This window comes from Paenibacillus sp. J31R109 (genome assembly GCF_059692055.1).
In genome coordinates this window covers 655,922-681,462 of record NZ_JCAUAR010000003.1, presented here as the reverse complement: position 1 = coordinate 681,462, position 25,541 = coordinate 655,922, and the positions used below count along the sequence as shown (strand labels likewise).

Sequence of the window (25,541 nt, the reverse complement as noted above, 5' to 3'; positions counted from 1 at the left end):
GATGAATCGAACGATCTCCAAGTCGGAGCGATATGTGGATGTGATCATATATGCTTTGTTGATCCTCGTAACGGCTGCGATACTTCTTCCACTTCTCTATGTGGTCACCGCTTCGTTTGCGCCGGAAGAAGAGTATCTTACTCGCGGTTTCTTTCTTTTCCCCCACAAGTGGACATGGGAAGGATATCAGTACTTGCTAACTAATCCGGGTTTTATCAATGCCTTTAAAAGCGCTTTGATCATTAGCATCTTCGGTACGCTTATCAATATTGTACTGACAACACTGATGGCCTATGGATTGTCCAAGGTGTGGCTAAAAGAACGCTCGCTCATTAGCTTTATGGTATTATTCACCATGCTCTTCACTGGCGGAATGATCCCAACCTATATGGTGGTCAAAGGGCTTGGGCTGCTTGACAGTTACTGGTCGCTATGGCTGACAAGTGCGATCGCACCGTTCCATTTAATCGTTATGCGCAGCTTTTTTCGCTCCGTTCCGGACGAAGTGTTGGAGTCTTCCAATATGGATGGCTGTGGGGAATGGCGAACACTATGGAGTATCGTGCTGCCTCTGTCGCTTCCGGCAATTGCGACCTTTACACTGTTTTATCTCGTTCACAACTGGAATACGTATTTCAATGCGATTCTTTATCTGAACGATGCAACGAAATGGCCGCTGCAGGTATACTTGCGCCAAATGCTGATCGATGATGCATCGGCCACTGCAGCTTCAATTGAACAAAGCGTCAATTACACGCCTGCGGCGAAAATGTCAGCTATTCTGCTAACAGCATTTCCTTTACTCATTATCTATCCGTTCCTGCAAAAATATTTCAACAAAGGCATGCTGCTCGGTTCGGTGAAAGGGTAGCTAGATTCCGGGAGGTAGGCATCGTGAAAAAAGCAAGACCCAACATCCTGATCTTTATGACAGATCAGGAGCAGGCGCAGGTAGCTATGCCTGGGCATTCATGCCGAACGCCACACCTGGATCGACTCGCTGCGGAGGGCGTTCAGTTTACGCAAGCGTATCCCCCTATGGCACATTGTTGTCCAGCGCGGGCGTCATTCATGACGGGGTTATACCCTTCACAGCATGGGATATACAACAATAATATGAACGACCAAGCGATTCGTCGCTCACTCAACCCAGGGGTGGAGACGTTCTCCGAGAAATTGAAGGAGTCGGGATACGACTTATTTTACAGCGGAAAATGGCATGTATCTGCCACGGAGAACCCGAAGGACCGAGGTTGGAAGGAGCTTCAGGTTAGCGCTGGGGTAGGCACTTATATGGGGATAAGTCGTGACCGATTTCAAGCAGATCATGAGAAGTATTTAGCTGAAAGTAAGGTGGAACGTGGTAGGGGCGAGCTCCTTCGTCCTGGTTGGGGAAACAAGCAGCTGTACGGCACGACGGAAAAGGCCTATCAGGACCTGAAGGATTATCAGGTCGTCCGCAGTGGCATCGAGCAGCTAGATCAGTTAAAGGACAGCCAAGAGCCTTGGTGTGTCTACATTGGGGTGAATGGGCCGCATGATCCGTTCATCATACCAGAGCCTTATGCTAGCATGTACGACCCTAAGGACATTCCACTCCCGCCTAATTATCATGATGATCTGAAGGATAAACCAGGCGTGTATCGAAAGATGCGCAACGTTTTCGATCAGCTTAGCGAAGACGAGGTCAAGGAATCGATCGCGCATTATTGGGGCTATTGCACAATGATGGACGATATGTTCGGCGAAGTGCTGCAAGCTTTGGAACGAAATGGTCAAAAGGAGGATACCCTGGTTGTATTTCTCTCCGATCATGGAGAGCATGCCGGTGCGCATGGCTTATACTGCAAGGGAATCAGTATGTTTGATGAGGGCTATCGGGTACCGCTTGTCGTCAGCTGGCCGGGCAACAATTCAAATCCAGGCTGCCAAGTGGACGAATTTGTGACGCTAATGGACATCGCTCCAACCCTACTGGAAGCTGCCGGAGCACCGGCGTTGAATAAATGCGCTGGTCGCAGCTTGATGCCTTTTTTCTCCAATACGCAGCCGAACAATTGGCGTGATAGCCAATATGCGCAGTGCAATGGTGTTGAAGTGTACTATACGAGCCGGATGGTGAGGACGAAGGATTATAAATTCGTGTATCATGCAACGGATATCAACGAATTGTACGATCTCAACGTAGATCCGCATGAGCTTCATAATGTGATCGATCAGCCGAATATGCAGGACGTTGTCAAGCAAATGTACGGCAAGATGTGGAAGCATGCCTATGAGAGTGAAGATACGATCTTCAATCAATATGTCACCGTAGCTACGGCTAAGTATGGTCCAGGACTTTTTGGAAATTGACTTGAAATGAATTGATGTTAAGAAGAGGGAGGTGGGCCATTGGAACGGCAACCTAATAATCAACCGAATGTCATCGTGTTTTTTACAGATCAACAGCGCTGGGATACGACAGGCATTCACGGAAATCCGCTTGGGCTAACGCCGAATTTAGACCGATTCGCTCAAAGCGGCACCCACTTGGAAAATGCCTTCACTTGCCAGCCATTATGTGGGCCAGCCCGCTCTGCCTTGCAGACTGGATTGTATCCTACAGAGACTGGATGTTATCGAAACAAAAATCCGCTGCCCCCTGATGTGAGAACGATGGCTCATTATTTTAACGATGCAGGCTATAAGACCGGTTACATCGGCAAATGGCATTTGGCTGATGAGAATCCGGTCCCTGCATCGAAACGTGGCGGATATCAGTACTGGCTAGGCGCGAATGCGCTGGAATTGAGCTCGGAGCCTTATAACGCGATACTTTGGGATAATGAGAACCAACGCGTTAAGCTGCCAGGCTACCGCGTGGACGCCTTGACCGATGCGGCCATTCGATTCGTCAATGAGCATCAGGATGATCCCTTCTTCCTATTCCTTTCGTTCCTTGAGCCGCATCATCAAAACCGAGTCGACGATTATGTGGCGCCAGATGGTTATCGCGAACGTTTTCAATCGCGGTATGTGCCCCCGGATTTGGCAGCGCTCGGAGGGACCGCCCATCAGCATCTCGGAGGCTATTACGGCATGGTGAAACGGCTGGATGAGAACTTCGGAAGGCTCCTGGATGTGTTGAAGAGTCTGAATATTCACAAAAACACAATCGTTCTGTTCACTTCTGACCATGCTTGCCACTTCAAAACGAGAAATGCGCTCTATAAGCAGTCAGGCCACGAAAGCTCTATTCGTGTGCCCATGGCGCTTGGCGGTCCAGGCTTTGAACGAGGTGGCCGACTGCCGGAGCTGATAAGCCTGATTGATCTGCCGCCAACGTTGCTGGATGCGGCGGGGATTCAAGTTCCCGAGAACATGCAAGGGCGGTCGCTGATGCCACTGCTGCGCAGGGAGCAGATCAAGTGGCCAGATGACCTGTATGTTCAAATTAGCGGCGTTCAGCTGGGGAGAGCAATTCGTACCCAGCGTTGGAAGTATGCAGTCAGCGCGCCGGGTCAAGATGGCACGGAAGCCTCGGGATCAGACAGTTACATCGAGGAGTTTCTGTATGATTTGGAATCAGACCCGTATGAGCTGACCAACTTGATCGGATTTGAGTCGCATCGTGCGGTAGCGGAGCGGATGCGCAAGCGATTGCTTACAAGGATGGTTGAGGCTGGGGAAGACGAAGCTGAGATTGTACCTGCGGTTACGAAAGGAAGCGGTCAGCGTCGGGTGTTGTCCGAAGAAGTAGAAATTTGAATGGGTAACTCAAATTGAATATTGGGGGAGTAACTGATGGATGATCGGGTATTTTCAGTGCAGATGATGTCTTTCACATGGAGAAAGCAGTTTCGCTGGGTGATCGGGGTGTTATGCGCGATGGTGGTTTTTATCGCTGGAGTCGCAACCGCTCATGCTGCCAATTCATTTGGTCCCAGTGGTTATGATGGAGGGGGATTCCATAATGTGATTGCTGTCGATCCTTTCGGCAGCGGCTTGGTGCTGGCTGGGGCAGATGCCGGAGGCATTCAGCGCTCTACCGATTCAGGTTCGACATGGAGTCCCTCCAACGCTGGCTTGACGAATAAATCACACCTGGTTATTGCATCAATCGTATTTTCAAAAGTTACTCCCAATAAGGTGTATATCGGTGTAGGCAAGAGCGGAAGCTTACCGGAAGGAGCCTTGTATGTCTCGACAGACGGCGGGCAGAACTGGAGTTTGCGCGGGGGATCCAGCTCGCCCATGTTTGCTGGCGGAAACAACAAAGATATAGGCAGTCTCCCCGTACCGCATCCTCGATCCACCGGAACTTTAATTGCGCTGGATGAAACGACCGGAGCCCAGTATGTGTATGCCGGGACTTTCGACCAAGGCGTTAAGAGGTCCAATGACGATGGACTGACATGGACAACAATTGGACTTTCAGGCAAATATATACGAAGCGTCACGCTCGATCCTGCCAATGTAAATACCCTCTATGTGGCAGTTTATGGAGAAGGCGTGTATAAGTCTACGAATGCCAAGAGCACGACTCCGACCTGGAGCCTGGTAGCCAGCGGAGATAGCAATCCGACTCCGCAAAGGATCGAGGAATTGAAATTTATTGGCAGCACGCTGTACGCCGTTGGGACGAACAACGCTGGGACCGCAGCGACGTTCTATAAGTTGATTTCAGGGGCATGGGTACAGCGCTGGTCCGCTGCCGGAGAAGCCGTCTATCATGCGATCGACGGGTACAGAGCCTCCACGGAAGATGTTATCTATATCGGGGCTGTCTGGGAACCCTCGCAGGACACTGTCGACACCACCATGTACCAAAGTGTACTGAAATCAACGGACAGCGGTCTTACGTTTACGCCTGTCACCACGACATCAGGTAATATCGATTATCATGTTGGCGGTGCAGGAGGATCGACTTGGTGGTTAAGCCAGCATAGCAGCGAAGTGATGACCATGCTGGGGACGAAGCGGAGCAAAGTATCCGGACTTGCCGTCGACCCGAGCCATACCAATGTGATTTACACAGCAGGGGTGCAAGGGGTATGGAAGTCGGACAATGGCGGAGTTAATTGGTATCCATACAGTCGTAATCTGAACGTTACCTTTAATCGGGCCATTGCTGCAGATCCGAATGGATCAGGAAGAGTTTACTCGACCGATGCGGATTGGACATTCGTCTATTCCGCCGATCGAATGAGTCATGTGAATATGAATAAGGCGGCTGTCGACAATGGGCTGGCGATTGCCTTGGATACAGCGACCTCTCCTTCCGTTGTCTACACGTCCATTGGTGACCAGCAAACCAACGCAGACGGTGAGATCTACTCGAATCCCGATCCTACCAATCCCTCGAATGTCTGGACAGCCCAAGGATTGCTTGCGCAGACTGGGGGCAAGCGACCGCTGGCCATTGCCGTGAACCGTGTTAGCGGAGCGCCGGTCATTATAGCAGCTGTGCAAGAGGGCGGCATCTGGCGGAAAGCATCAGGTACATGGACGCAGGTGGCTTCACCTTCCTCCGTGATGGGTGTACAAACGACCAAGACAGCTACACTTTCATGGGTGAATGGATCAAGCCTGGTCTATTTGTATGACCGTCATACGGGCGTATGGCGCTCTAACGATTCAGGTGTCACTTGGACGAAGATCTGGGCCAAAACAGCCACAACGGTTGAGGATATGAGAGGCTTTGTCGCAGCAGACCCATCGTTACCGTCTCGTATTTATGTTTCAGCGTATGATGGATTGTACCGTCTCGATAACGCCAATACCGGAACCGTTGAAGGCGGACAGATTAGCAAGACTACTTTGTCTGTAACGGACCCGGCAGCGATTACTCTCGATGCGAGTGGAGGTCTGTACGTCACGAGCATTACTGGTGCGAGTGGGGCTGGTCGCTTATATAAGTCGACGAATCAAGGCACGACGTTTACCGAAATTTCAGATACGTATTACCGAGCAAACGGGGGCTTCCCGCTTGATATTTCCGTAGCGCCAGACGGCTATATTTATGTGGCTACCTTCGGGCAAGGGATTGTCGTTGGAAAAGTGATTGATACAACAGCTCCAAGCACACCGGCGAGTCTATCGGCAACAGCTGTATCGACTAGCCAAATTAATTTAACTTGGACGGCATCCACCGATAATGTTGGCGTAGCCGGTTATAAGGTTTATAGGAACGGTACGGAAGTCGGTACGACAATAAATACGTCTTATAGCGATATGGGGTTGGCGGCAGGAACCACCTATACTTACACCGTCAAAGCATTCGATCCGACAGGCAATTTGTCTTCAGCAAGTAATACAGCAAGTGCAACCACCTCATCGTTGACAATTTTACTGAGTGATGATTTCGAGGATGGCAATGCAAATGGCTGGTCAGTGAACGGAGGCACCTGGAGTGTTGTAACGGACGGCAGTACAAAGGCTTACTATAATTCCGACAGCAGTGCTACCAGCCGGTCCTATGCGGGTACAAGTACGTGGGTGAATTATTCCGTCTCAGCCAAGGTTAAGGTTAGTGCTTGGGATTCAACGAATTCCAAGGTGGGATTGATGGCGAGATATATCGATAATAGCAACAGCTATATCTTGTTTTACAACAAGGCGAACAATAATGTCATCATTAGAAAACGAGTAAGCGGTGTGAATACGACCCTTGATTCAGCTTTGGTATCAGCACTTTCGACCGGGGTATATCATACGTTCACACTTGAAGTCAACGGCAGTACAATTAACGCTTATCTGAACGGCGCTTTGGTTGCCAGCGGGACAGACAGCAGTTTGACTAGCGGTTATCCTGGTCTGTACGTAGAGTTCCAGAAGACTTATTTTAACGATGTTGTCGTATCACAGTAATGTAGAGATCGACAATAGAAGGAGAATATAGGATGATTCTTTCCGATAAGAAATTGGCACAGCGCACGGCTGCCCCGCCTATGGGCTGGAACAGTTATGACAGCTACGGCTGCTCCGCATCTGAGCGGACCTTGCTGCCAAATCTTGAAATGATGGCCCAGCGGTTAAAGCCGTTCGGTTACGAGTATTTCGTTGTAGATAATGGATGGTTTGCGGAATACGAGTTGGAACCAGGGCAGATGTATCCACGCGTCAAGCACGCTATGGACACTCGATTGGACGAATACGGAAGATATATTCCGTCCGCTTGCTATTTTCCAAACGGACTTCAGTCGATTATTAACCGTACGCATGAGCTGGGGCTTAAATTCGGCATTCATTTCATGAGGGGCATTTCCCGCAAGGCGGTAGAACTGAATACGCCAATTAAGGGTACTTCTTACCGAGCGCGTGATATTGCCAATACATCCGATACGTGCAAGTGGTGCCACTATAACTATGGCGTCGATACAAAGAAGCCGGGAGCGCAGGAGTTCTATCAGTCCGTCGTCGATCAGTTTGCCGAATGGTGTGTCGATTTTATCAAAGCTGACGATATCACAGGTTATCCTCATGAAATCGAAGCGTTGCTGCTTGCAATTGAACGTTGCGGTAGACCGATGCTGCTCAGCCTGTCCCCGGGAGGACAGACGGTTATGGAGAATATGGATGTGTACCAAGGAGCTAATCTGGTTCGTACGACGCGTGACGTCTGGGATAATCGGCATGATCTGGAGCAAGCATTCGTAGCTTGGGAGAAATATGACAGCGTGCGTGTGTCGGGATTTTGGTTGGATTTAGATATGATTCCGTTCGGACATCTTCAATTATGGAATCCGCGCAACAACCGGGGTGCAGAAGCTGACGATGAAAATGAAGAGCTTAGCGGAAAAGGATTCGAGCGGATGTCAGGTTTGACTCGGGATCAGAAATACACCTTTATCACAATACGGGCGCTGGCCACATCCCCATTATTTATGGGGGGAGATCTGCCAACCTCTGATGAGTTTTCGTTCGAGTTGATTACGAATCGGGACATGATTGACTGCAATCAGAATGGGATCATGGGCAGTTTGATTTATCGGGAGAACGGGATCGATATTTGGATGACACCGCACAAAGATCTAAACGGCGCAGGGTGGTTGGGGATTTTCAACCGTATGGAAAAATTCAAGGAGTTACGACTTCCAATCACTCGGTTAGGATTGACCGAGCGGCATAGGGATGGAACCGGCTTAACCAATATCTGGAATGACGTCCCGTTTGCCATAAAAGACGGTATTTTGGAAGTCACTTTGCCGGCTGATGGCGTGCTATTCTTGCGGTATGAATAATTAAGAAAGAGGAGGATGCCCCCTAAGCCATAACTGTGGCTGCGGGGCATCCTCTTCGTTGTGTTCCCAGGCTTATTTGAGAAACTGAAGCCAGCCGATGTCGATGTTACAGCCAGGAAGAAAAATGAGCGATACCTTATTTGTGCCGGTAATCGATTCGTCTAGATTGAACACGGCACTGGTGTAATCCTCACGGCTTGCCACCTCAATCATTTGTCTAATTTCACGTTGGTCATCAGTAAACACGAGCTGTATCGAATTTTGTGCGATGTGTGAACGCCAGCAAATCTCAATCTGACTTGCGCCTAATTCACCGAAATCCATATTTTCATACACGAGAGACACGTTATTCCCTATTTGTTCAATCGTATCCTCACGAACGGTAAAGCAATCGCCATACACCGTTGTAGCTTCAGTGGCCTTCAATTGTTGGAACGCTTTTTGATACTGGGAAAAGATAAAGCCTTTGATGTGTACCTTTTGTCTAAACACCAGGCATAAGGTGGTCACACCGATCAGCCTACGCGGGAGTTTACAGACCACATCTTGGTAAGTATTCCAAATGGAACCCTTGTCGTAGTGGATGGTGCTGAGAAGCTCGCCACCTTTTAAAGGCATCCCTTCCCAAATTTCAAAAGTAAAAGGATCTTTACTTAAAGGAAATAGAGGCAACGTAATCTCATCCGACCCGTAATCTCCAAAGTCCAAGTTTTGAAAACCGACATGACTCTCGCCATCTCTTAACGTAGCTACGCCACGCTCGTTGCCATTGGTTAGCTCTACGTTACTCTCATTGTACAGTCCACCAGATACAAACTCATAAGGATTCATAAAAGGCTTCCCTAAGCCTTCAATTTGCAGTGTAATCATCGAGATAAAAGCAAAATGATTGCCGCCGTTCTTAGGGGAACAACGGACATACACTTCGCCGTCTCCTCTAGGCTTAATGGTTGCGCTTTGCCCATCTGCAGCTACCACAATCGTAGCTAATTGGCTATCAATACCCGCAGCATCCGTAACCCGCCAGTATAAGTCGCTATACGTTGCATGTGCTGGAAAAGTGTTTGCCTTTACCTGATAACCATCCACGGTCAATTCGATTTTGCGAATAGGCACTTCATTCTGCACGAATTGTGCATGAACGACAGGCACGCTATGATCAATCCGTTGTACAATGGCCAATAGTTTCCCACTGAAGAGTCGCCTCGAGTTCGTCTGGTACTGGTCATAGTCCGTAGCATCACCGTTATCCAGTGCAAGCAGTGTTCCGTTCTGGACGGAGACCTGGACACGACAGTTGGCATTATCAACGGGATTGCCTTGCGAATCCAAAGCTGTAATCGTTGTAAAAACAAGCTCGCCGACGATTTCGTTCTCTAGCTGCAACTCTACAGCATCACCAAAAGATGATCTACTCTGCGTAGCAATCGAATTGCCACTTTCATCATAAGCCACGGCGCGAAGTGTTCCAGTGCGATAGGTAATTTGCCAATCCGCAACAATTTTGCCGTCATTCAGCGCCGCAATACCTTGACTCTCCTCATTGACAAACAATTCGACTTGAGGAGCATTAGAGCAGACTCTGACGTCGATGAGCTGACCTTCTGAGAAATCCCAGTACGGATACACATGGACAAAGGGTTCTTCGCGATAGTCGGTCCATGCCGCTTTAAACAAGTAATACGAATCTTTGGGAAAGCCAGCTGTATCTACATGTCCAAGATACGTATTCTTGGTGTGGTAAGGTGTTGGCTCGCCAAGGTAGTCCTGGCCTGCCCAAATGAACTGTCCTAGTGAGAAAGGTGTGTCTGCGTCTGCTTGGATACACCATTCCACGCTTTTGGCTCCCCAGCTTGTGGCGCTGTTGCCAAGAGCCGAACATTGCAGGTCATCATCAGCCAAAATTGATTTTGACAGTGGGAAATGGTAAATGCCCCGGCTTTGCACCGTGGAACAAGTCTCACTGCCATAGATGATCCAATCTGGATGCGCAGCATGATGCTTGTCGTATAAGGATTCAGCGTAGTTATAGCCTATTAATTTAATAACGTCTGCGCATTTTTGCGTATTTTCCCAAGGCATGTAGTTGGAACATAGGGTAACAGGCGCATGAACATGAGGATCATGTTTTTTCACCAAGTCCATGAGGTAAGTCATTGTTGCTATTCCAGACTCTGCATCGGCATGGGTATCATATACTTCGTTGCCAACGCTCCACATGATAATTGAAGGATGGTTGCGATCACGGCGAATCCAAGAGGCCACATCCTTTTCTGCCCATTCGTCAAAGAAACGCGCATAGTCATGCTTCGTTTTTGGTCGCTTCCATACGTCGAAGATTTCGCTCATGACAAGAAAGCCCATTTCATCGGCAATATCGTTAAAAATGCTAGCGGGAGGGTTGTGGGATATACGGATTGCATTGACGCCCATTTTACGGAATATTGCAAGTTGCCTGCGAATGGCGTCTGGGTAAACAGCCGCACCCAATCCGCCGAGATCGTGATGGAGGCAGACGCCATTTAATTTGACATGCCTGCCGTTTAGGAAAAATCCCTGATCTGGCGTAAACGCGATCGTCCGAAAGCCAAAGCGGGTATCCACGGTATCTGCCAGCTCACCGTCAATCAAGAGTTCGCTTCGCAAGGTGTAGAGCTTTGGATGCTCAACGTCCCACTCGACGATTTCGTCATCCTTTTCAATTAGCGTATGGCGAATGAGATACGGCATTCCCGCGGTTTCTACTTCCGCATCTACTTCGTAACTCCACTTGCCGTCCACTTTACGGGTCGTTATATAGATGCCGTCAGATATGAAATGACAGGCGTTTTTTACAATCAGAAATACATCCCGGTAGATACCCGCCCCCGTATACCATCGGGAGTTTGGCGCTTGATGAACGACCTTGAGCAAAATGGTATTTATGCTGTTTTTGCTAATATAATCTGTCAGATCAAATTCAAAAGCGGTGTACCCATACTTCCACTGACCCACCTCTTTGTCGTTTACATACAAGGTACTGTCCATATACACGCCATCAAAACGGATAAACAGACGCTGTCCGTCTTTTACGTTACTTGCGTCTAGCTCACGCTTGTACCAGCCGATGTCATCTTTGTACAAATTGTTGGTATCAGCAATTAACCAATCGTGAGGAACGCTGACGGGTACAAACTCCTTGAGTTCCCCTTTTGCAAACTGCCAACCATCATTTAGTAGCTTCATACGAATTCGATGCCTCCATAACAGCCTAGAGGCTTGCATACGCAAGCCTCTGGCTTCAATCTTTAGAATGCTATTTCAGTTTTGTTTCTTTTCCGAAAGCTTTCTCCCATGCAGCTGTCCGCTCGTCGATAATCGCTTGACCGCCTGAATTTAGGTAATCCTTCATGCCTGCGTCATAGACAGCGTCAAATTTATCCACAGGTGCTACAACAGCTTTGTTCAAGAGTGTATCACGTTTCTCTTTCAGTGCTTGACCTTGCCCGTCTTCTGCCTTGATCGCACCCACATTGGCATTTTTGCCTACTCGTCCGTCATGCGTTGTAATTTGATTCGCTGTCTCAATATATTTGGCGTCAATACCCGCATATCCGTTAGCAATTGACTTGACTGTCTTAGCAGGATCGCCAAGGTCAAGACCATTGCTTGTAATTGTGTAGTCGATGTTGGCTGGAGAGTTCATAATTTTCTCGCCAGTTACTGCAAGGGTCTTCACGGAACCGTCAGGCAACGTTTGGCGAGTCACGCCTTCTTCTCCAAATTGCAGGAATACGCGATTATCAAGTTTAGAAATCCAATTCAAGTAGAGTAAAGAAGCAATGGGTTCTTTGTTTGTTGCTGGGAAGAAGATTTTACGGTCAACAGGACCTGATAAAAATTTCTTATAAACACCAGCATCATTGGCAAAAGGTTCAACAGCAACATAGGCTGCATCCGGGCCAACAAGCTTCTGAAGGCCTGACTGAATGCTGTCGGCGCCGTTACGATAAGGGTAATCCCAGTTGTGCATAAATGCACCCACATAGCCGGCTTTCATGAGATTATCTTCGGTTTTATCTCCGGCAGGATACAGTGCGAAATCTTTCCAAACCAGACCTTGGTTGTACCACTTGTTCACCGTTTTTATGCCTTCTTTGTAATTCGGATAGAGGAAACGTCGATCGTCAAAGTCGTGTGTGTACACGTCCTTGTCCGTTATACTATTGGGCACGTAGGCCGCAGTCAAATGATCTGTACGCCAGCCGACGTCAAAGCTCGTTGAAAAAGGAATCATTTTAGCAGCATCTTTTCCTAAAAGCGTGGAAGCATTGTCTTTAAATGCTTTTAGCATGCTTTCAAATTCTGTTAACGTTTTTGGCGCTTGAAGATTGAGCTTTTTTAACCAATCCTCGCGCACAAAGGTATTCGTGCGGTTCAGGGTGTTCAAACGAGATTCGATGGCCCACAAGGTTCCTTTGCTAGGATCTTTGTCCCAATATATATTGGCTTCGGTTAAATACTTCCACATGTCTGGCAGAAGGTCTTTGTTATCTTTGAGAAGGGGGCCAAGGTCAAGGACACCACCCATATTCGCGTATGTTTGGATCGTTGGATAAGAGTAGGTGAGACTGATGTCCGGCGCTTGATTCCCAGCCAAAAGATTGTTAATGGCTTCACCCTCTGTCCAACGTGGAACAGGGACAAAAGTAACGTCCACGTTGTGGTCACGAAGCATGCCGTCTTTGATATATTTGGTATAGACGTTGTTCTCTGGCTTGGTTCCCCCGGGATTGCCACGGTCATAAATCTCTACTTTAATTTTACGCGTATCCTTGAATTTGAGATTAGCATCGAGACCTAACTTTTCTAGTGCAGCGTTGCTGTTAGGAGCAGTAGATGCAGACGTTGAAGCTGATGGAGCCGCTGAAGTTGATGGAGTTGGTTCGTCGCTGGTGGTACATCCTGAAAGTACGCCAGCAAAAATGGTACTAACCGCTAGAACGGACAATGCTTTGGGAAATTTCATTTTTGTTCCTCCTCATTTGTATTTGGATTCCTTTATAAAAATTGACGTAGCCAATTCCTATCCTGCGTTAAAATTAACCTTTTACCGCTCCGATCGTGACGCCGGAGATAAAGTATCTCTGCAGCCACGGATAAATAAGCAGTATCGGTACGGTTGCAAACATAACGGTTGCTGATTTAATCGTTTCAGACAGGCCTGGGCTTGAAAAGCCTTCCTGCGTAGCCACCTCAATACTGCTGACACTATTTAGAATGTTGTAAAGCAGCAATTGTATGGGGAAGTAGGTCCGATTAGACATAAACATCAGGGCATCCGAGAACCCGTTCCAGCGGCCTACGGCATAGAATAGAGCCAGTGTTGCTAGCACAGGGGTAGATAGCGGTAAATAGATGCTGATGAGTACCCTAAGGGGTCCTGCGCCATCGATCTCGGCAGATTCCCTAAGGCTCTCTGGAATCCCAAAGAAGAAGCTGCGCATGATGATGACATTAAATACACTAATGCAGTTGGGCAGAATCAGTACCAACGGATTATTGAGCAAGTGCAGCTCTTTTAAAAGTAAGTAGAAAGGGATTGTACCTGCACTAAAGTACATGGTAAAGATCACGAGTGCGATGATAATCTTTTTCCCTTTCAGATTGTCATAGGTGAGCGGGTACGCACACAGTATCGTCATAAACATCGACCAGAGCGTGGACACCACGGTTAGAATGGCTGTAAACAACAACGCCCATGTGTATTTGGAATCGCCAAGTACCGTTACGTAAGCATCAAAATTCAGTCCTACAGGCAGAAGTAAAACTTCATTTTTCACCAAGGAATTCGCCGAACTTAAGGATCGTGCCAAGATATTTAACAACGGCAGGAGACAGACTAAAATACACAAGAAGCAAATAAAAGCAATTATCCAGTCCCCGACTCTAGTACCTTTTGATTTAATCATGTTACTGCCTCCTACCAGATGCCACGGTCGCCAAATTTTTTGGCCAGAGCGTTGGCTGCAAACAAAAAGATGACGCACACGACAGATTGGAATAGACCAACGGCAGTGGTGAGAGAAAATTGCAAGCCACGAATACCGTTGTTATAGACAAAGATGGATATAACGTTAGAAACTTCGGTGACAAGTTTATTGCTAAGTGCGTAAGGTCTGTCAAAATCACTGCCTAAAATGCGCCCAAGGCTTAGAATCAGCATAACAATGATCGTAGGGCGAAGTCCTGGCAGCGTAATGTGCCAAATATTGCGTAACCGGCTTGCGCCATCCACTGATGAGGCCTCGTACAGTTCGGGATTGATCCCAGTAATAGCTGCCAAATAGATGATGGTATTCCAACCGCAGCTTTGCCATATGCCCAACAAAATGTAGGTGACGACCCAATAACCGGGTTCATTCAGAAACGGAATGGATGCAATGCCAATCTTATTAAGCAGGATGTTGACAAGCCCTGTAGTCGGCGCAAGAAGCTGGAGTGACATACCGGAAATGATAATCCATGATAAAAAGTGCGGCATGTACACGATTGTTTGGGTGAACCGCTTAAAACGTTTAAAAGCGAGTTCATTTAAGAGAATGGCGAGAATAATTGGTGCAGGGAAGCCGAACAGTAAGTCTAGAAAGTTAAGACCGATAGTGTTTCGAAGTGAATAAAGAAAGTCGCGATTAGAAAAGGCTTTAATAAAATATTCAAACCCATTGTTGCCTGCCCACGCCATCTCTGACGGGCTTTTTACGATGCTATAATTTTTGAAGGCAATTTGAATGTAACCCATGGGGATGTAACGGAACACGATAAAGAAAGCCATCGGAAGTATCAACATCGCATAAAGTATCCAGTAACGTTTCATATACTTGAACGATTGACTTTTACTTGTAATTACCATATCTACACCGCCTTACCTATAAATTTGTCTTCCCTTTTCATCGTCAATGCCTGATTTGCGATAGAAATACGTATTCACTTGATCTCGCCACTCACGAGCATTGCGAAGTTGACGTTTAAGCAGCTCTTTCACCGAGTAAAAGGCTTCCTGTGGAACGCGGTTCTCCAGCGTCTCCCAGGCTTGTAATAAGACTTCCGCTTGCTGAGCACCCTCAAAGTGACTGTCATATATATATTGAAGTAATGTTCGTCCGTCCTTCATTTGGTAGTCGTACCGAACGCGATGGAAAAATAGTAATAGTTCCTCTGGACAAGTTGCTATATGGTCATACATGTTTTGCAGAGACTCTGGATACTGCGTTGTAAATCCCGTTCCTTTGGACGTACGATCGACGCCAATGGCCTCAAAGTCTGCTCTGTGATACGTTCCCCAATGTGAAAACTCATAGCCATCTACATTAGGCCCGTAGTGATTATTTGGATTTACCATAAACCCAATACCAAGAGGGGCTGTGTAGTTCTCGTAAATGTCTCGTGATTGCAGCAGCATCTCCTCGATCGTTTGGCTTCCGTGCTCATCGGTTTCAAACGTAATCCGAATCCATTCACGAATCAGCTCTTTCGCAGTAAGATCAGGATTCCACGCTATTCTCCCAAAAGCGTACAGATTGCACTGTGCAAGGGTGTTCCCTGTCCAGTTCATGTTATTGCCTGTGTTTGTAACCGCTGTCACAGCTGTGATTTCATGACCAAACAAGCTTTTCAGCTGCTTCCCTTTGTTAACTTCCGTTGTCAAAATTTCTTCCCACTGAACAGCTAGGCTGAACAGATCGATTTGCTGGCCTGTGTACTCCTGTGCAATTTGAAACTCAATAGCCTCGCGAGTGTTGGTAAGACTTGAAAAAAGAGGAGATACGGGCTCTCTTGTTTGAAAATCGACAGGGCCATTTTTAATTTGAAGAATGACGTTCTGATCAAAAGCGCCATCCAGTGGCTGAAAGTGCTTGTATGCCGCCATAGGGCGATCGGTTTGCGCATCTCGCCAGTCCTGCTGGCAGTTATACACAAAGCAGCGCCAAAAGACTAATCCACCAAATGGCGCAACCGCTGCGGCAATCGTATTGGCACCGTCTGCTTGCGTTCGTCCGAAAGCCTCCGGGCCACCCCTAAATTCGGAGTCCGCTTTTACCACATAACCTAAAAAGTCAGGGATTTTATCGTACACAACCGCAGATTGCGCCCTCCAAAATTCCTTTACTCCCGCATCCAGCGGATCAGAGGTTGTAAGCCCGCCAACGATCATCGGTGCGTCAAAATGTACAGACACCAATAACCGAATACCAAAAGGTCGGAACAGGGCAGCTAGATCAGCCAAGTCAGAAAGCAGCGGTTCAGCAATTAAACCAGCGCTTACTTTGTTCACGTTCACATTGTTAATGCAAATTCCGTTTATTCCGATAGAAGCCATGAGCCGGGCATAGTCCGTAATTCGTTCGGCATCGTAGTCAAATTGATTATGAGCGAAAAAGAAAGAATGACCGGCATATCCGCGTTCAATGTGGCCATCCATGTTGTCCCAATGATTAATAATGCGATAGTCCACTTGGGGGGCGGAGCGTTCATGAATCTGGTCAATGCTTTCTCCAGTGGCAAGACGGTTAAGGAAGCGATACACACCATATAAGAGACCCCTCTTACTGCCGCCTGCGATTTCAAATCCATTAGCCAGTGGGGTGAGAGAATACGCCTCATGCGCTCCATCGTCAATTTTTAATTGAAGCGTGTACGCAGCACTTTCTTGAATTTCCCCCCATAAGCGATTTAGCCCTAGACGACATTCTTGATGGATAAAATCTAAATCGAAGTCTGCTCGGATTTGCAAAGCTTTAGGTGTTAGACTGGATTTCGGCTGCAACCAAGCCTTGTATTCGGAATATTTTCGTTGTGTGTGATCCATGAAGCACCTCTATTAGTTAATTAAAGCGTTTTCTTAATTAAGAATTTAGCATTGAACGAATCCTTTCAACAATAGTCTGACTATAGTTAACTAGGCCTAATTAAAGATATTATTTGCAAAAAAAATAGACTAGCGAATGCTAGTCTGGTTGATGTCTGAGACATTGTGATGGCGAATAGCCTTTGATTAACTTAAATTGCTTCCGAAAGTGGGACAGATCACTATATCCGCAACGCTCGGCAGCTTCGGTTACGTTGCATTCGCCATTTTGCAGCATGTCCTCTGCATGATTAATTCTTGTTTGTGTCAAATATTGATTGACCAGCATGCCCGTTTCATTTTTAAATAGTGCCCCAAAGTATACCGTATTGAGTCCTGCCAGATTAGCTAGCTCTTTGACAGTCACATTGCTTGCGTAGTTTTCGGATATATAATTGATTGCCTTTTTCACCCGATAGTCGGATCTTGTGGGGTCTTTTTTAAAGAGAATCAACTCATACAATCGGTGCATAATGACGAGCAACTGGCCTCTGGTTTTGGTCCGATAGCCGGTTTCTTTACGTACCCAGGCATTGGATAGCTCGCGAAAGAGTCCGACGAGGTCACTCTTAATCCCAATGTGCGTCAGTAAAGGAAGAGGCAGGTCGGCCTGTTGTCCGTTCATGTCATAGATGTTGAAGTTAGCGGAGTACACGTTCATAAGGTCATCGACAATGCAGTGGGCCATACGAATACTTCCACGTGGAATGCAAAGAAGATCACCGCGTTTCACCTCGTATTGTATGCCATTAATCGTATAGATACCCCTTCCTTCTATGACATAAGTGATGTCACAAAATGAGATTTCATTTTTGGCAATTTCCCAGGTTGGTGTGCACTTTCTATATATTAAGTAACCGATATCAGGTACTAAGAAGTCGTTGATTTCTACGGACAATGTGATCGCCCTCCCAAAGCCATGTCTTTAATTTATACCCTATAACTATAGTTCAACCACTGTCAATTAAAAATGTAGGTGAAACGTAAGATACTAGCTTAAAAAGGTGACAATTTCGATAGTCATGTCATGTAACCCTATAGCAGGAGCAGATTGGAGACTGTTAGGATGAGATAGTATTGTAATCGTTTTCATCAAAAAGGGGGTGACATTTGTAGATGAAAAAAGTGAGGAACAGCATGTTGGCATTCGGCTTAGGGTGTTTCATTCTTATTCTGGCAAGCACATTGTCAGGGTTTATGATGCGCAGTGAGCGTCCATATTCGGATGCTGCTCAAGTTGCCTCCGTGAATGGTGAAGCCGTTGAAGCAAGAGAATTTTCCGCCTTGCTTGGTGCTGAGCGCTCCAAAACTTATGCGTATTTTCAAGATAAGTATGGAGCGGAAGACAGTAAGGAATTTTGGAATCATTCGTACAATGGCGAAATTCCCATGGAAAAAATAACGCAGACTGTGCTAAAGCAACTGGTAAAACGCAAGGTTCAGCAAGCGTTAGGTGTACAATACGGGCTGCTGAAAGATACGAGCTATTCCACTTTTCTGGAAGAGCTGCGGATCGAAAATGAGCGCAGAAAGAAGGAAGTAGAGGGCGGTAGACCCGTGTATGGCCCAATGCAAATTACAGAGAAAGTATTTCATGAGATGCGACAGACTCAATTACTTGAGGACTTAAAAAAGAAAAAAGCGAGTGAAACAGCGATTAGCGATCAAGACATTTCAGCCTTCTATGAGGAGCATAGGAATGATTTCAGGCGAGCAGATGTGAACAGGGTGAATATTTTTCCAAATACTCAACCGTCAACGGATACGAAATCATCCCCATCTAAGCCATCTAGCACGAACGATAGCGACGCGATAATTCCGCTCACTGAAGTGAAAGATCGCATAGCTGCCCATTTAAGTGATCTTATGTTTGAACAATTCGTAAAGGATCAAGCCAATCAGGCACAAGTAGTTGTGAATGATTCCATGCTGAAGTCCGTGGCAGAAAAGGTGCTGCGGGGAGAGTCTTGAAATTTATCTTAAAAAATGAGGTGCGTAAATGAGGAAAAGAATAACCATGCTTCTTATTGTTACGCTTCTATTCAGCATTTGTCCTTTCGTTATCCCTAAAGCAGATGCGGCGATAGTCAATGTGTTGTCAGAGGACTTCGAGAGTACAACAGTCGGGCAAGTACCGGCAGGGTGGACAGCGACGACAGGTGCTAATCTCGTTTCTGTTGCACAAGATACGGCTGGCAATGGCTATTTGTCGACGACAGAAACGAATAATTCCGTGGCCAATACGGCGACGTATACGTTTGCGTCGCCAATTACGACGGATTTCTCGATCGATATGCAGGTCATGACGAAGCAGACGGGCTCAAGCTTTGAAGGCTACTTCCTTTTACTCAAGGATGCCGCAGGCGATAAAGTGCTGGAGCTGCTGTTCAATGGAAGCACGATTGCGCGCAGGTATGGCAGTAATTTAAAATCGACCGTACTCTCAGGTATCGTAGCTAATGAATGGTACAACATTCATGTTGACGTGAATATGACAACGAAACAATACAGCGTGTCCATCGACGGCTTGCCGATGTCGTCCGCAACGAATGTTGCGCTGTATAAAGCAGCGACTGCAGTGACGGATTATACGTTCTCTTCCTATCGCTATCAATCGGGCACGATTCAGTTGGACAATATTTTGGTGAGCAAATTTGTCGCAGATCCGCCTAATCAAGCGCCAACAGCATCCGGCGTGACGGTGAACGGCACAACGCTAAGCGGCCAAGTATTAACGGGCAGTTATACGTATGGGGATGCTGAATCGAATCCGCAAGGCACATCTACGTTCAAATGGTATCGGGGGACGAACGCAGACGGCACGGGTAAATCTGTGATCAGTGGCGCTACCTCGCTTTCCTATACGGCTGGGGCAGCTGATGTGAACCGTTATCTGTTCTTTGAAGTAACGCCGGTTGCATCAGCAGGCACGCTCACGGGTACACCTGTACTGAGCCCAGCTGTCTATATTCGTTATCCAGGCAATGTCCTTACCTTTGATGCTACAGGACGTGTGACCGATACACTCAATCAGCTTAACCTCGTGTACAGCCAGAGCGGTGTTACCTTAAGCAGTGGAAGTGTATCAGGAATTGCCGGCAATTTCACTTATTATTCAGGTGCGCAAGATTTCAAATCGTTCGGCATTGATGTGACGTATAACAAATGGACAATGAATTTTACGCCACTAGATGATTTATCCGTCTATGAAGCGAGCTACGACAGCCAGACAGGAACAATCGTGGAAGGTAATAAAGTGACGCTGGTACGCAAGCTTCATCCTGAGCTCATGTCCGACGTTCAAAATGTGAAAGCCACGTATGTCGCTGCATCACCGATTACGGCTGGCACCAAGTTCCTTCGTGTAAAAATGCCGACAGCCGCATTTAACAGTGGAACGGCGACAGATTTCAAGGTCGATCAAGTGGCTTTTGAAGGTTCACTTTCAACGTTCGCTCGCATTGACGGCTATGTGGAAGATACGATGGTCGATTTCTCGAAGTATGTGAGCGGCGTTGATACGAGCAATTTACAAGTGGTACCGTTGACAACGTCTACGCTGATTCGCACGTTCAATACGACGTCTTATGTAAAACGAATTAGCCCAACAGTAGCTACAACAGCTATGACTTTTGCAGCGCCATCCGGTAAAGATTTCAAATCTGCCTATCTCGAGGGCTACTATTTCGCCAATCTACCGAGTACGCCTGCCTTTGAGCTCTGGACTTCGACGAACGGCACAGATTTCACGCTGTATAACTTGTCTGGCATTTATAAGCATCCTGCCTTCGGGTCCTCAGCCAATAATAGTATTCCCGACACCTTGCATGCCAATTATTTGCCCAATGGAGTGAAGTATGTCAGGGTCAGATTGGCCGGCAATATTGCGAACGGTTTCCCTTACATGACGAAGCTTGCCTTCGGTTATGGCGCAGAAATCCCTGTAGTCCCGGCGGATTACGACGTTACGATCAAAAAGACAGCTTCCGAAATCACGCTGGATGGTGTCGTGTCGGCCGATGCAAACGGCAATCCGAGCGGCGAATGGGCGGGCAGCGAGTTGATACGCATCCAAGGATTGACGGATAACAACGGCGATCAACATCGGGCAGATGTTTTTCTGAAATATGATGATAAAAAGCTTTACCTCGGAGCGAAAATCAAAGATCCGACCCCGATGAACAATACCCGAACTGGAACAGGCATTTGGAACGGTGATGCGCTAGAACTCTTCCTTGGTGATGAGGATATGGATTTCACGCAACATCCGGAAGCAGTTGGAACGATGCTGCCTAGCGATCGTCAACTTGTTCTAGGCAGCGGTATTGAGAATGGTTACCAGTGGTATATGAATACGCAAGGAGCTAATTCGAAACCGCTCGTTTTCATGGAAATCGTGAGAGATGCCGATGGCAGAGGATATACCATGGAAGCAGCCATACCGCTTTATGCGCTTGGCATCACGAATCCCTGGGAAGGGAAAGCGCTTCTTCTGAACGCGGCGCTCAGTGATGGCAGCTATGCGAGTCGTGGACAATGGGGTTGGACGACCAATGGCGAATCAGCCAAGCGGGCAAGAGGACAATTCGGAACAGTTACATTTGAACAGGCTGCTGCACCAACAGCAGAAATGAGTTTATCCGCCAGCTATAACAATAGCTCGAACCTCCTTACAGTTACGGGGCAAACGACCCAAGTGAATTCGCGCTTAATGACATTGACGGTCAAAAATGCGGCAGGCGGCACGGTGTACTTTGAACAAACGCTAAGCAATGCCTCCGGAAACTTCACGTTTAGTCACAACCTAAGCGTACTTGAAGCTTCCCCTGGCACCTACACGGTAAAGGTTGGCGGAGACGGCGTACGCATTCCGCGAGTGACGACGGTTGTTATTAACTAATCGGCAGTTCATAAGGAGGGAAACCATGAAGCTTAAAGGGATCGTAGGGCGGATATTTTCGATTATGCTTTCAGCTGCCGTGCTGATGACAGTATGGGTGGCAGTCGCACCAGGGGAACATGCTTATGCTGACAATACGGCGTATTACGTCGATGCTGTGAATGGAAACGACAGTAATAACGGCACAAGTACGACAACGGCTTGGAGAACGTTAACTAAAGTTAACGCGAAGACCAACTATTTGCCTGGTGATCAAATTTTGTTCAAATCGGGCACGTCGTACACAGGCTCGCTAAAGCTTAGAAACTCGGGTGCTTCGGGAAATCCCATTATTGTGGGTAAATACGGCGGGGAAGTCAAACCCATCATCAATGGCAACGCCGCTTATGCTGCGATTGAATTGGAGAATATTCAGTATTTTACGTTGCAGGATCTGGAGTTAACGAACTTTAAAGCGGCCGATCCTGACGATTACTTGACCGGCTTCTATCGCCGGAACGGGATATGGATTAAAGCTTTTCATAACGGTCCAATGCGGGGCATCACGATCCGCAACATGGATATCCATGATGTGACGGGCATGAATTTGACCGGCGAGACGACAACGACGACGACAGATGGCAAGGATAAAGGGGTGAACAAAAATTCCAACGCCGGTATTCAAATCGATGGTTGGGAGTGGGAACCTACTCAGCCGAAGGCTTATTACGATGGGCTAACGATTGAGAATAACTACATCCATGATCTGGTTACGATCGGGATTAACATGGCGGGGCACTCCAGTGATACGACGTATTTTAATAGGAATATCACGGTGCGAAACAATACGATTATGAATAACGGTGCGGATGGCATTATTATCGCGGTAACCAACAATCCACTCATCGAGCATAATGTCACCTTGGATGTGGGAGCCTATGCGCCTGGTATTAAATGGATTGCTGGCATCTGGGTATGGCGAACGAATCAAGCGCTCGTGCAGTTTAATGAAGTGGGAAGAGTGAATGCGGAGATTAAAAATGATTCCGATTCAACGGCTTTCGACACGGACATTCAAGCGCAGGGTGATCATATTTTCCAATATAATTATAGCCATGAGAATGAAGGCGGATTCTTCATGGATATGAACCAGTTGAAAAATGGGCGGAACATCCTTCGTTATAACATCAGCCAGAATGATAAGCGAAATGGCTGGCATAGCTTCACGATCAACAGTGCGGACCCTACCATTTTCTACAATAACGTCTTCTATAACAGCCTTGGAATTGGCTTTCAAATGAAAAACAGTGCTAATGCTACGTTCATTAACAATATTTTCTATGTCACAGGGTCCACGGAGACGTATGCGGCATTGCCAAGGTTTATCAATAATGCGTTCTATGGTCAGCCTGCGCCTGCTCAAGGTCTAAGCAATCTCGTTGGAAACCCTGGTTTCGTGAATCCAGGGACAGGTGCAGATGGCATGACGACGGTGGATGGGTATAAATTGAATGCCAGTTCCCCGCTCATCGGTGCGGGAAGAGTGGTCGCAGATCACGGAGTTCGCGATTTCTGGAACAATCCGATTTACACAGGATTACCAGATATTGGGGCTTTCGAACATCCAACAAGTACAATCACAGATGTGGTGGCGCCGAGCGCTCCAACAGTAGTAACCGTTACTGGCAAAAGCGATACGACGGTATCCTTGTCCTGGACATCCGTTGAAAGTGGTGTGCCATTGGATGCCGACATTTATAATGCAGCAAACAATCAGGTACTGACTTCGGTCATCGCTGCTAATACGGCTACAGTGACAGGTTTGACACCGGGAACGGCCTACAGTTTCTATATTAAGGCGAAAGATAGAAACTGGAATGCTTCTGTAGCTAGCGCTACCGTATCCGCAACAACGAAGGTGGCCGTAACGGTTGATAATGCGCAAGCTGTTCGAACAGGAAGCTGGACGGCGGCTACGGGTGGTAATGCTTATAATAACGATTACCATCGTATCGCAGCAGGTTCAGGATCGAGTACGGTCAAATGGACACCGACGATCCCGACTACTGGATATTATACGGTGTACTACTTCCTGCCGGACGGAACGACTTCGCGGGCTGGTAATGCAAGCTATACGGTCAGCGGAGCCGGCGGCTCCAAAGCGTACTCGGTCGATCAACGCGTAAAAGGCGGCGCTTGGGTTCCCCTCGGTATTCATCGCTTCAGCGCAGGCACAACAGGCTACGTGCAATTGAATGATACGGGCAACGGCGAAGTGGCAGCGGATGCCCTGAAATTCGTCTATGAGAGCACGTTTGGCTTAGATGATATCGTGAGTGTCCAGTTGACGACGAAAAAGCTGCAACTGCGTTTAGCGGAAACTACCACGTACACAGTCACAGGAATGGATAACCTGGGGCAATCGTTGGATCTCGTCGCAGATGGCGCTGCGCTTACGTACACTGTGGATAATCCGTCGATTGCCGGTTTAAGCAGTGGAATAATCACCGGTAATGCGAGCGGTGCAACGCAATTCCACGCGAACTTTACGTTTGGCGGCAATACGCTAGTGAGTAATGCAGCTGAAGTTATTGTTGGACCAAGATTGACGGTAGATGTGCCAACATTTACGAATACAGCGGGTCAGACGATAACATCGATCTCAGCGAACAGTGCCATTACGGCTTCGTCTAGAGTGATAAACTCCTCTGAGAAGCAGATTAGCGCGACATTAATTCTCGCCTTATATTCACCAACGGGACTCGTGTCTTACACGATTCAAGAAGCCGTTGTGAACAAATACGATAACAAAACATTTACTACAACGTTAACTACACCTGCTTCTGTAAGTGGTCACTACCTCAAAGCTTACATGTGGGATAACACGAACGATACGGCGGCTTTGGCGGAAGAAGCGACGCTTCCGTAAATGAAAAGAGGTCGGCTGTCTCAAAACGGTCGCAGGGCTCCTTCGCGTTAGTTCGGATTCGCTAAACTAAATCCAGGTTTCCACCCGGGTATAACGGTAAAATCGAACTACGGATTCTGATCTGATTGATCAAAAATAAAAGGAGCTAAGCGTAACTGCTTAAGCTCCTTTTGTCAGTACATTTTTGAAAGCTACACCAACAAAACCCTGCACCATACCATCTAACGAGAACGCGGCCACCCCGTACCTATCAAACTAAGCTACTTTCTGTGGTATCTACAATAGGTTTGTGGATTTTGCAGCGGTGAATAAATCCTTGTAGATATCACAGAAAATGATTATTTGTGACATGACAGCCGCCACCCCACACCCATTCAACTAAGCTAAATTCTGTGGTATCTACAATAGGTTTTTGGATTTTGCAGAGGTGAATAAATCCTTGTAGATATCACAGAAAATGGTTTTTTGTGACATGACAGCCGCCCCCCCACACCCATTCAACTAAGCTAAATTCTGTGGCATCTACAATAGGTTTGTGGATTTTGCAGCGGTGAATAATTCCTTGTAGATATCACAGAAAATGATTTTTTGTGACATGACTACCGCCACCCCGCACCTATC

General features: G+C 47.2%; 14 protein-coding genes. 8 read left to right on the top strand and 6 right to left on the bottom strand.

All coding sequences use genetic code 11. The features are described 5' to 3' along the window. The first annotated feature begins 1 nt into the window (after position 1). From AC58QT_RS12830 to AC58QT_RS12810, 5 genes are read left to right on the top strand one after another with little or no spacing between them, the layout of a single operon-like run. Entirely contained in the window at positions 2-871 is an 870-nt protein-coding gene (locus tag AC58QT_RS12830; protein ID WP_310501347.1) for a carbohydrate ABC transporter permease, read from the top strand. Between the two features lie 23 nt (positions 872-894). Continuing rightward, positions 895-2,355: a sulfatase family protein gene (locus tag AC58QT_RS12825; RefSeq protein WP_497409306.1), complete on the top strand. Its 1,461-nt coding sequence runs from the start codon at positions 895-897 to the stop codon at positions 2,353-2,355. 39 nt (positions 2,356-2,394) lie between these two features. Beyond that, on the top strand, positions 2,395-3,750 hold the full coding sequence (locus tag AC58QT_RS12820; RefSeq protein WP_497409305.1) for a sulfatase family protein: 1,356 nt from the start codon (positions 2,395-2,397) through the stop codon (positions 3,748-3,750). Positions 3,751-3,786: 36 nt separating this feature from the next. Then, positions 3,787-6,852, top strand: a complete 3,066-nt coding sequence (locus AC58QT_RS12815) for a fibronectin type III domain-containing protein (protein ID WP_497409304.1) — start codon at positions 3,787-3,789, stop codon at positions 6,850-6,852. 32 nt (positions 6,853-6,884) lie between these two features. After that, positions 6,885-8,225, top strand: coding sequence for an alpha-amylase family protein (locus tag AC58QT_RS12810; protein ID WP_497409303.1), 1,341 nt, complete (start codon positions 6,885-6,887; stop codon positions 8,223-8,225). A gap of 72 nt (positions 8,226-8,297) precedes the next feature. Here the strand turns inward: AC58QT_RS12810 and AC58QT_RS12805 are convergent, their stop codons facing one another. The 6 genes from AC58QT_RS12805 to AC58QT_RS12780 all read right to left on the bottom strand — a co-directional run bounded on the left by AC58QT_RS12805 (position 8,298) and on the right by AC58QT_RS12780 (position 18,010). Beyond that, the gene (locus tag AC58QT_RS12805; protein ID WP_497409302.1) at positions 8,298-11,450 is read right to left on the bottom strand and encodes a glycoside hydrolase family 2 TIM barrel-domain containing protein; all 3,153 of its coding nucleotides are present in this window, start codon (positions 11,448-11,450) and stop codon (positions 8,298-8,300) included. 70 nt (positions 11,451-11,520) lie between these two features. Then, positions 11,521-13,233, bottom strand: coding sequence for a type 2 periplasmic-binding domain-containing protein (locus AC58QT_RS12800; RefSeq protein ID WP_497409301.1), 1,713 nt, complete (start codon positions 13,231-13,233; stop codon positions 11,521-11,523). A gap of 73 nt (positions 13,234-13,306) precedes the next feature. Further along, positions 13,307-14,176: a carbohydrate ABC transporter permease gene (locus tag AC58QT_RS12795; protein WP_497409300.1), complete on the bottom strand. Its 870-nt coding sequence runs from the start codon at positions 14,174-14,176 to the stop codon at positions 13,307-13,309. An 11-nt stretch (positions 14,177-14,187) separates the two neighbouring features. Then, on the bottom strand, positions 14,188-15,117 hold the full coding sequence (locus AC58QT_RS12790; RefSeq protein WP_497409299.1) for an ABC transporter permease: 930 nt from the start codon (positions 15,115-15,117) through the stop codon (positions 14,188-14,190). Positions 15,118-15,129: 12 nt separating this feature from the next. Continuing rightward, positions 15,130-17,073, bottom strand: a complete 1,944-nt coding sequence (locus tag AC58QT_RS12785) for an alpha-glucuronidase (protein ID WP_497409298.1) — start codon at positions 17,071-17,073, stop codon at positions 15,130-15,132. 139 nt (positions 17,074-17,212) lie between these two features. After that, the gene (locus tag AC58QT_RS12780) at positions 17,213-18,010 is read right to left on the bottom strand and encodes an AraC family transcriptional regulator (protein ID WP_310501357.1); all 798 of its coding nucleotides are present in this window, start codon (positions 18,008-18,010) and stop codon (positions 17,213-17,215) included. Positions 18,011-18,228: 218 nt separating this feature from the next. On the opposite strand from AC58QT_RS12780, the gene AC58QT_RS12775 reads away from it, so the two are divergent. Genes AC58QT_RS12775 through AC58QT_RS12765 form a run of 3 tightly spaced genes read left to right on the top strand, consistent with a single transcriptional unit; the run spans position 18,229 to position 24,920 of the window. Next, a complete protein-coding gene (locus AC58QT_RS12775; protein WP_497409297.1) occupies positions 18,229-19,083 on the top strand; it encodes a hypothetical protein in 855 nt (284 codons plus the stop codon). Positions 19,084-19,111: 28 nt separating this feature from the next. Next, entirely contained in the window at positions 19,112-22,012 is a 2,901-nt protein-coding gene (locus AC58QT_RS12770) for a sugar-binding protein (RefSeq protein WP_497409296.1), read from the top strand. A gap of 25 nt (positions 22,013-22,037) precedes the next feature. Beyond that, positions 22,038-24,920 carry a golvesin C-terminal-like domain-containing protein gene (locus AC58QT_RS12765; RefSeq protein WP_497409295.1) on the top strand — a complete coding sequence of 961 codons (2,883 nt, stop codon included), beginning with the start codon at positions 22,038-22,040 and terminating at the stop codon, positions 24,918-24,920. Positions 24,921-25,541: the final 621 nt, after the last annotated feature.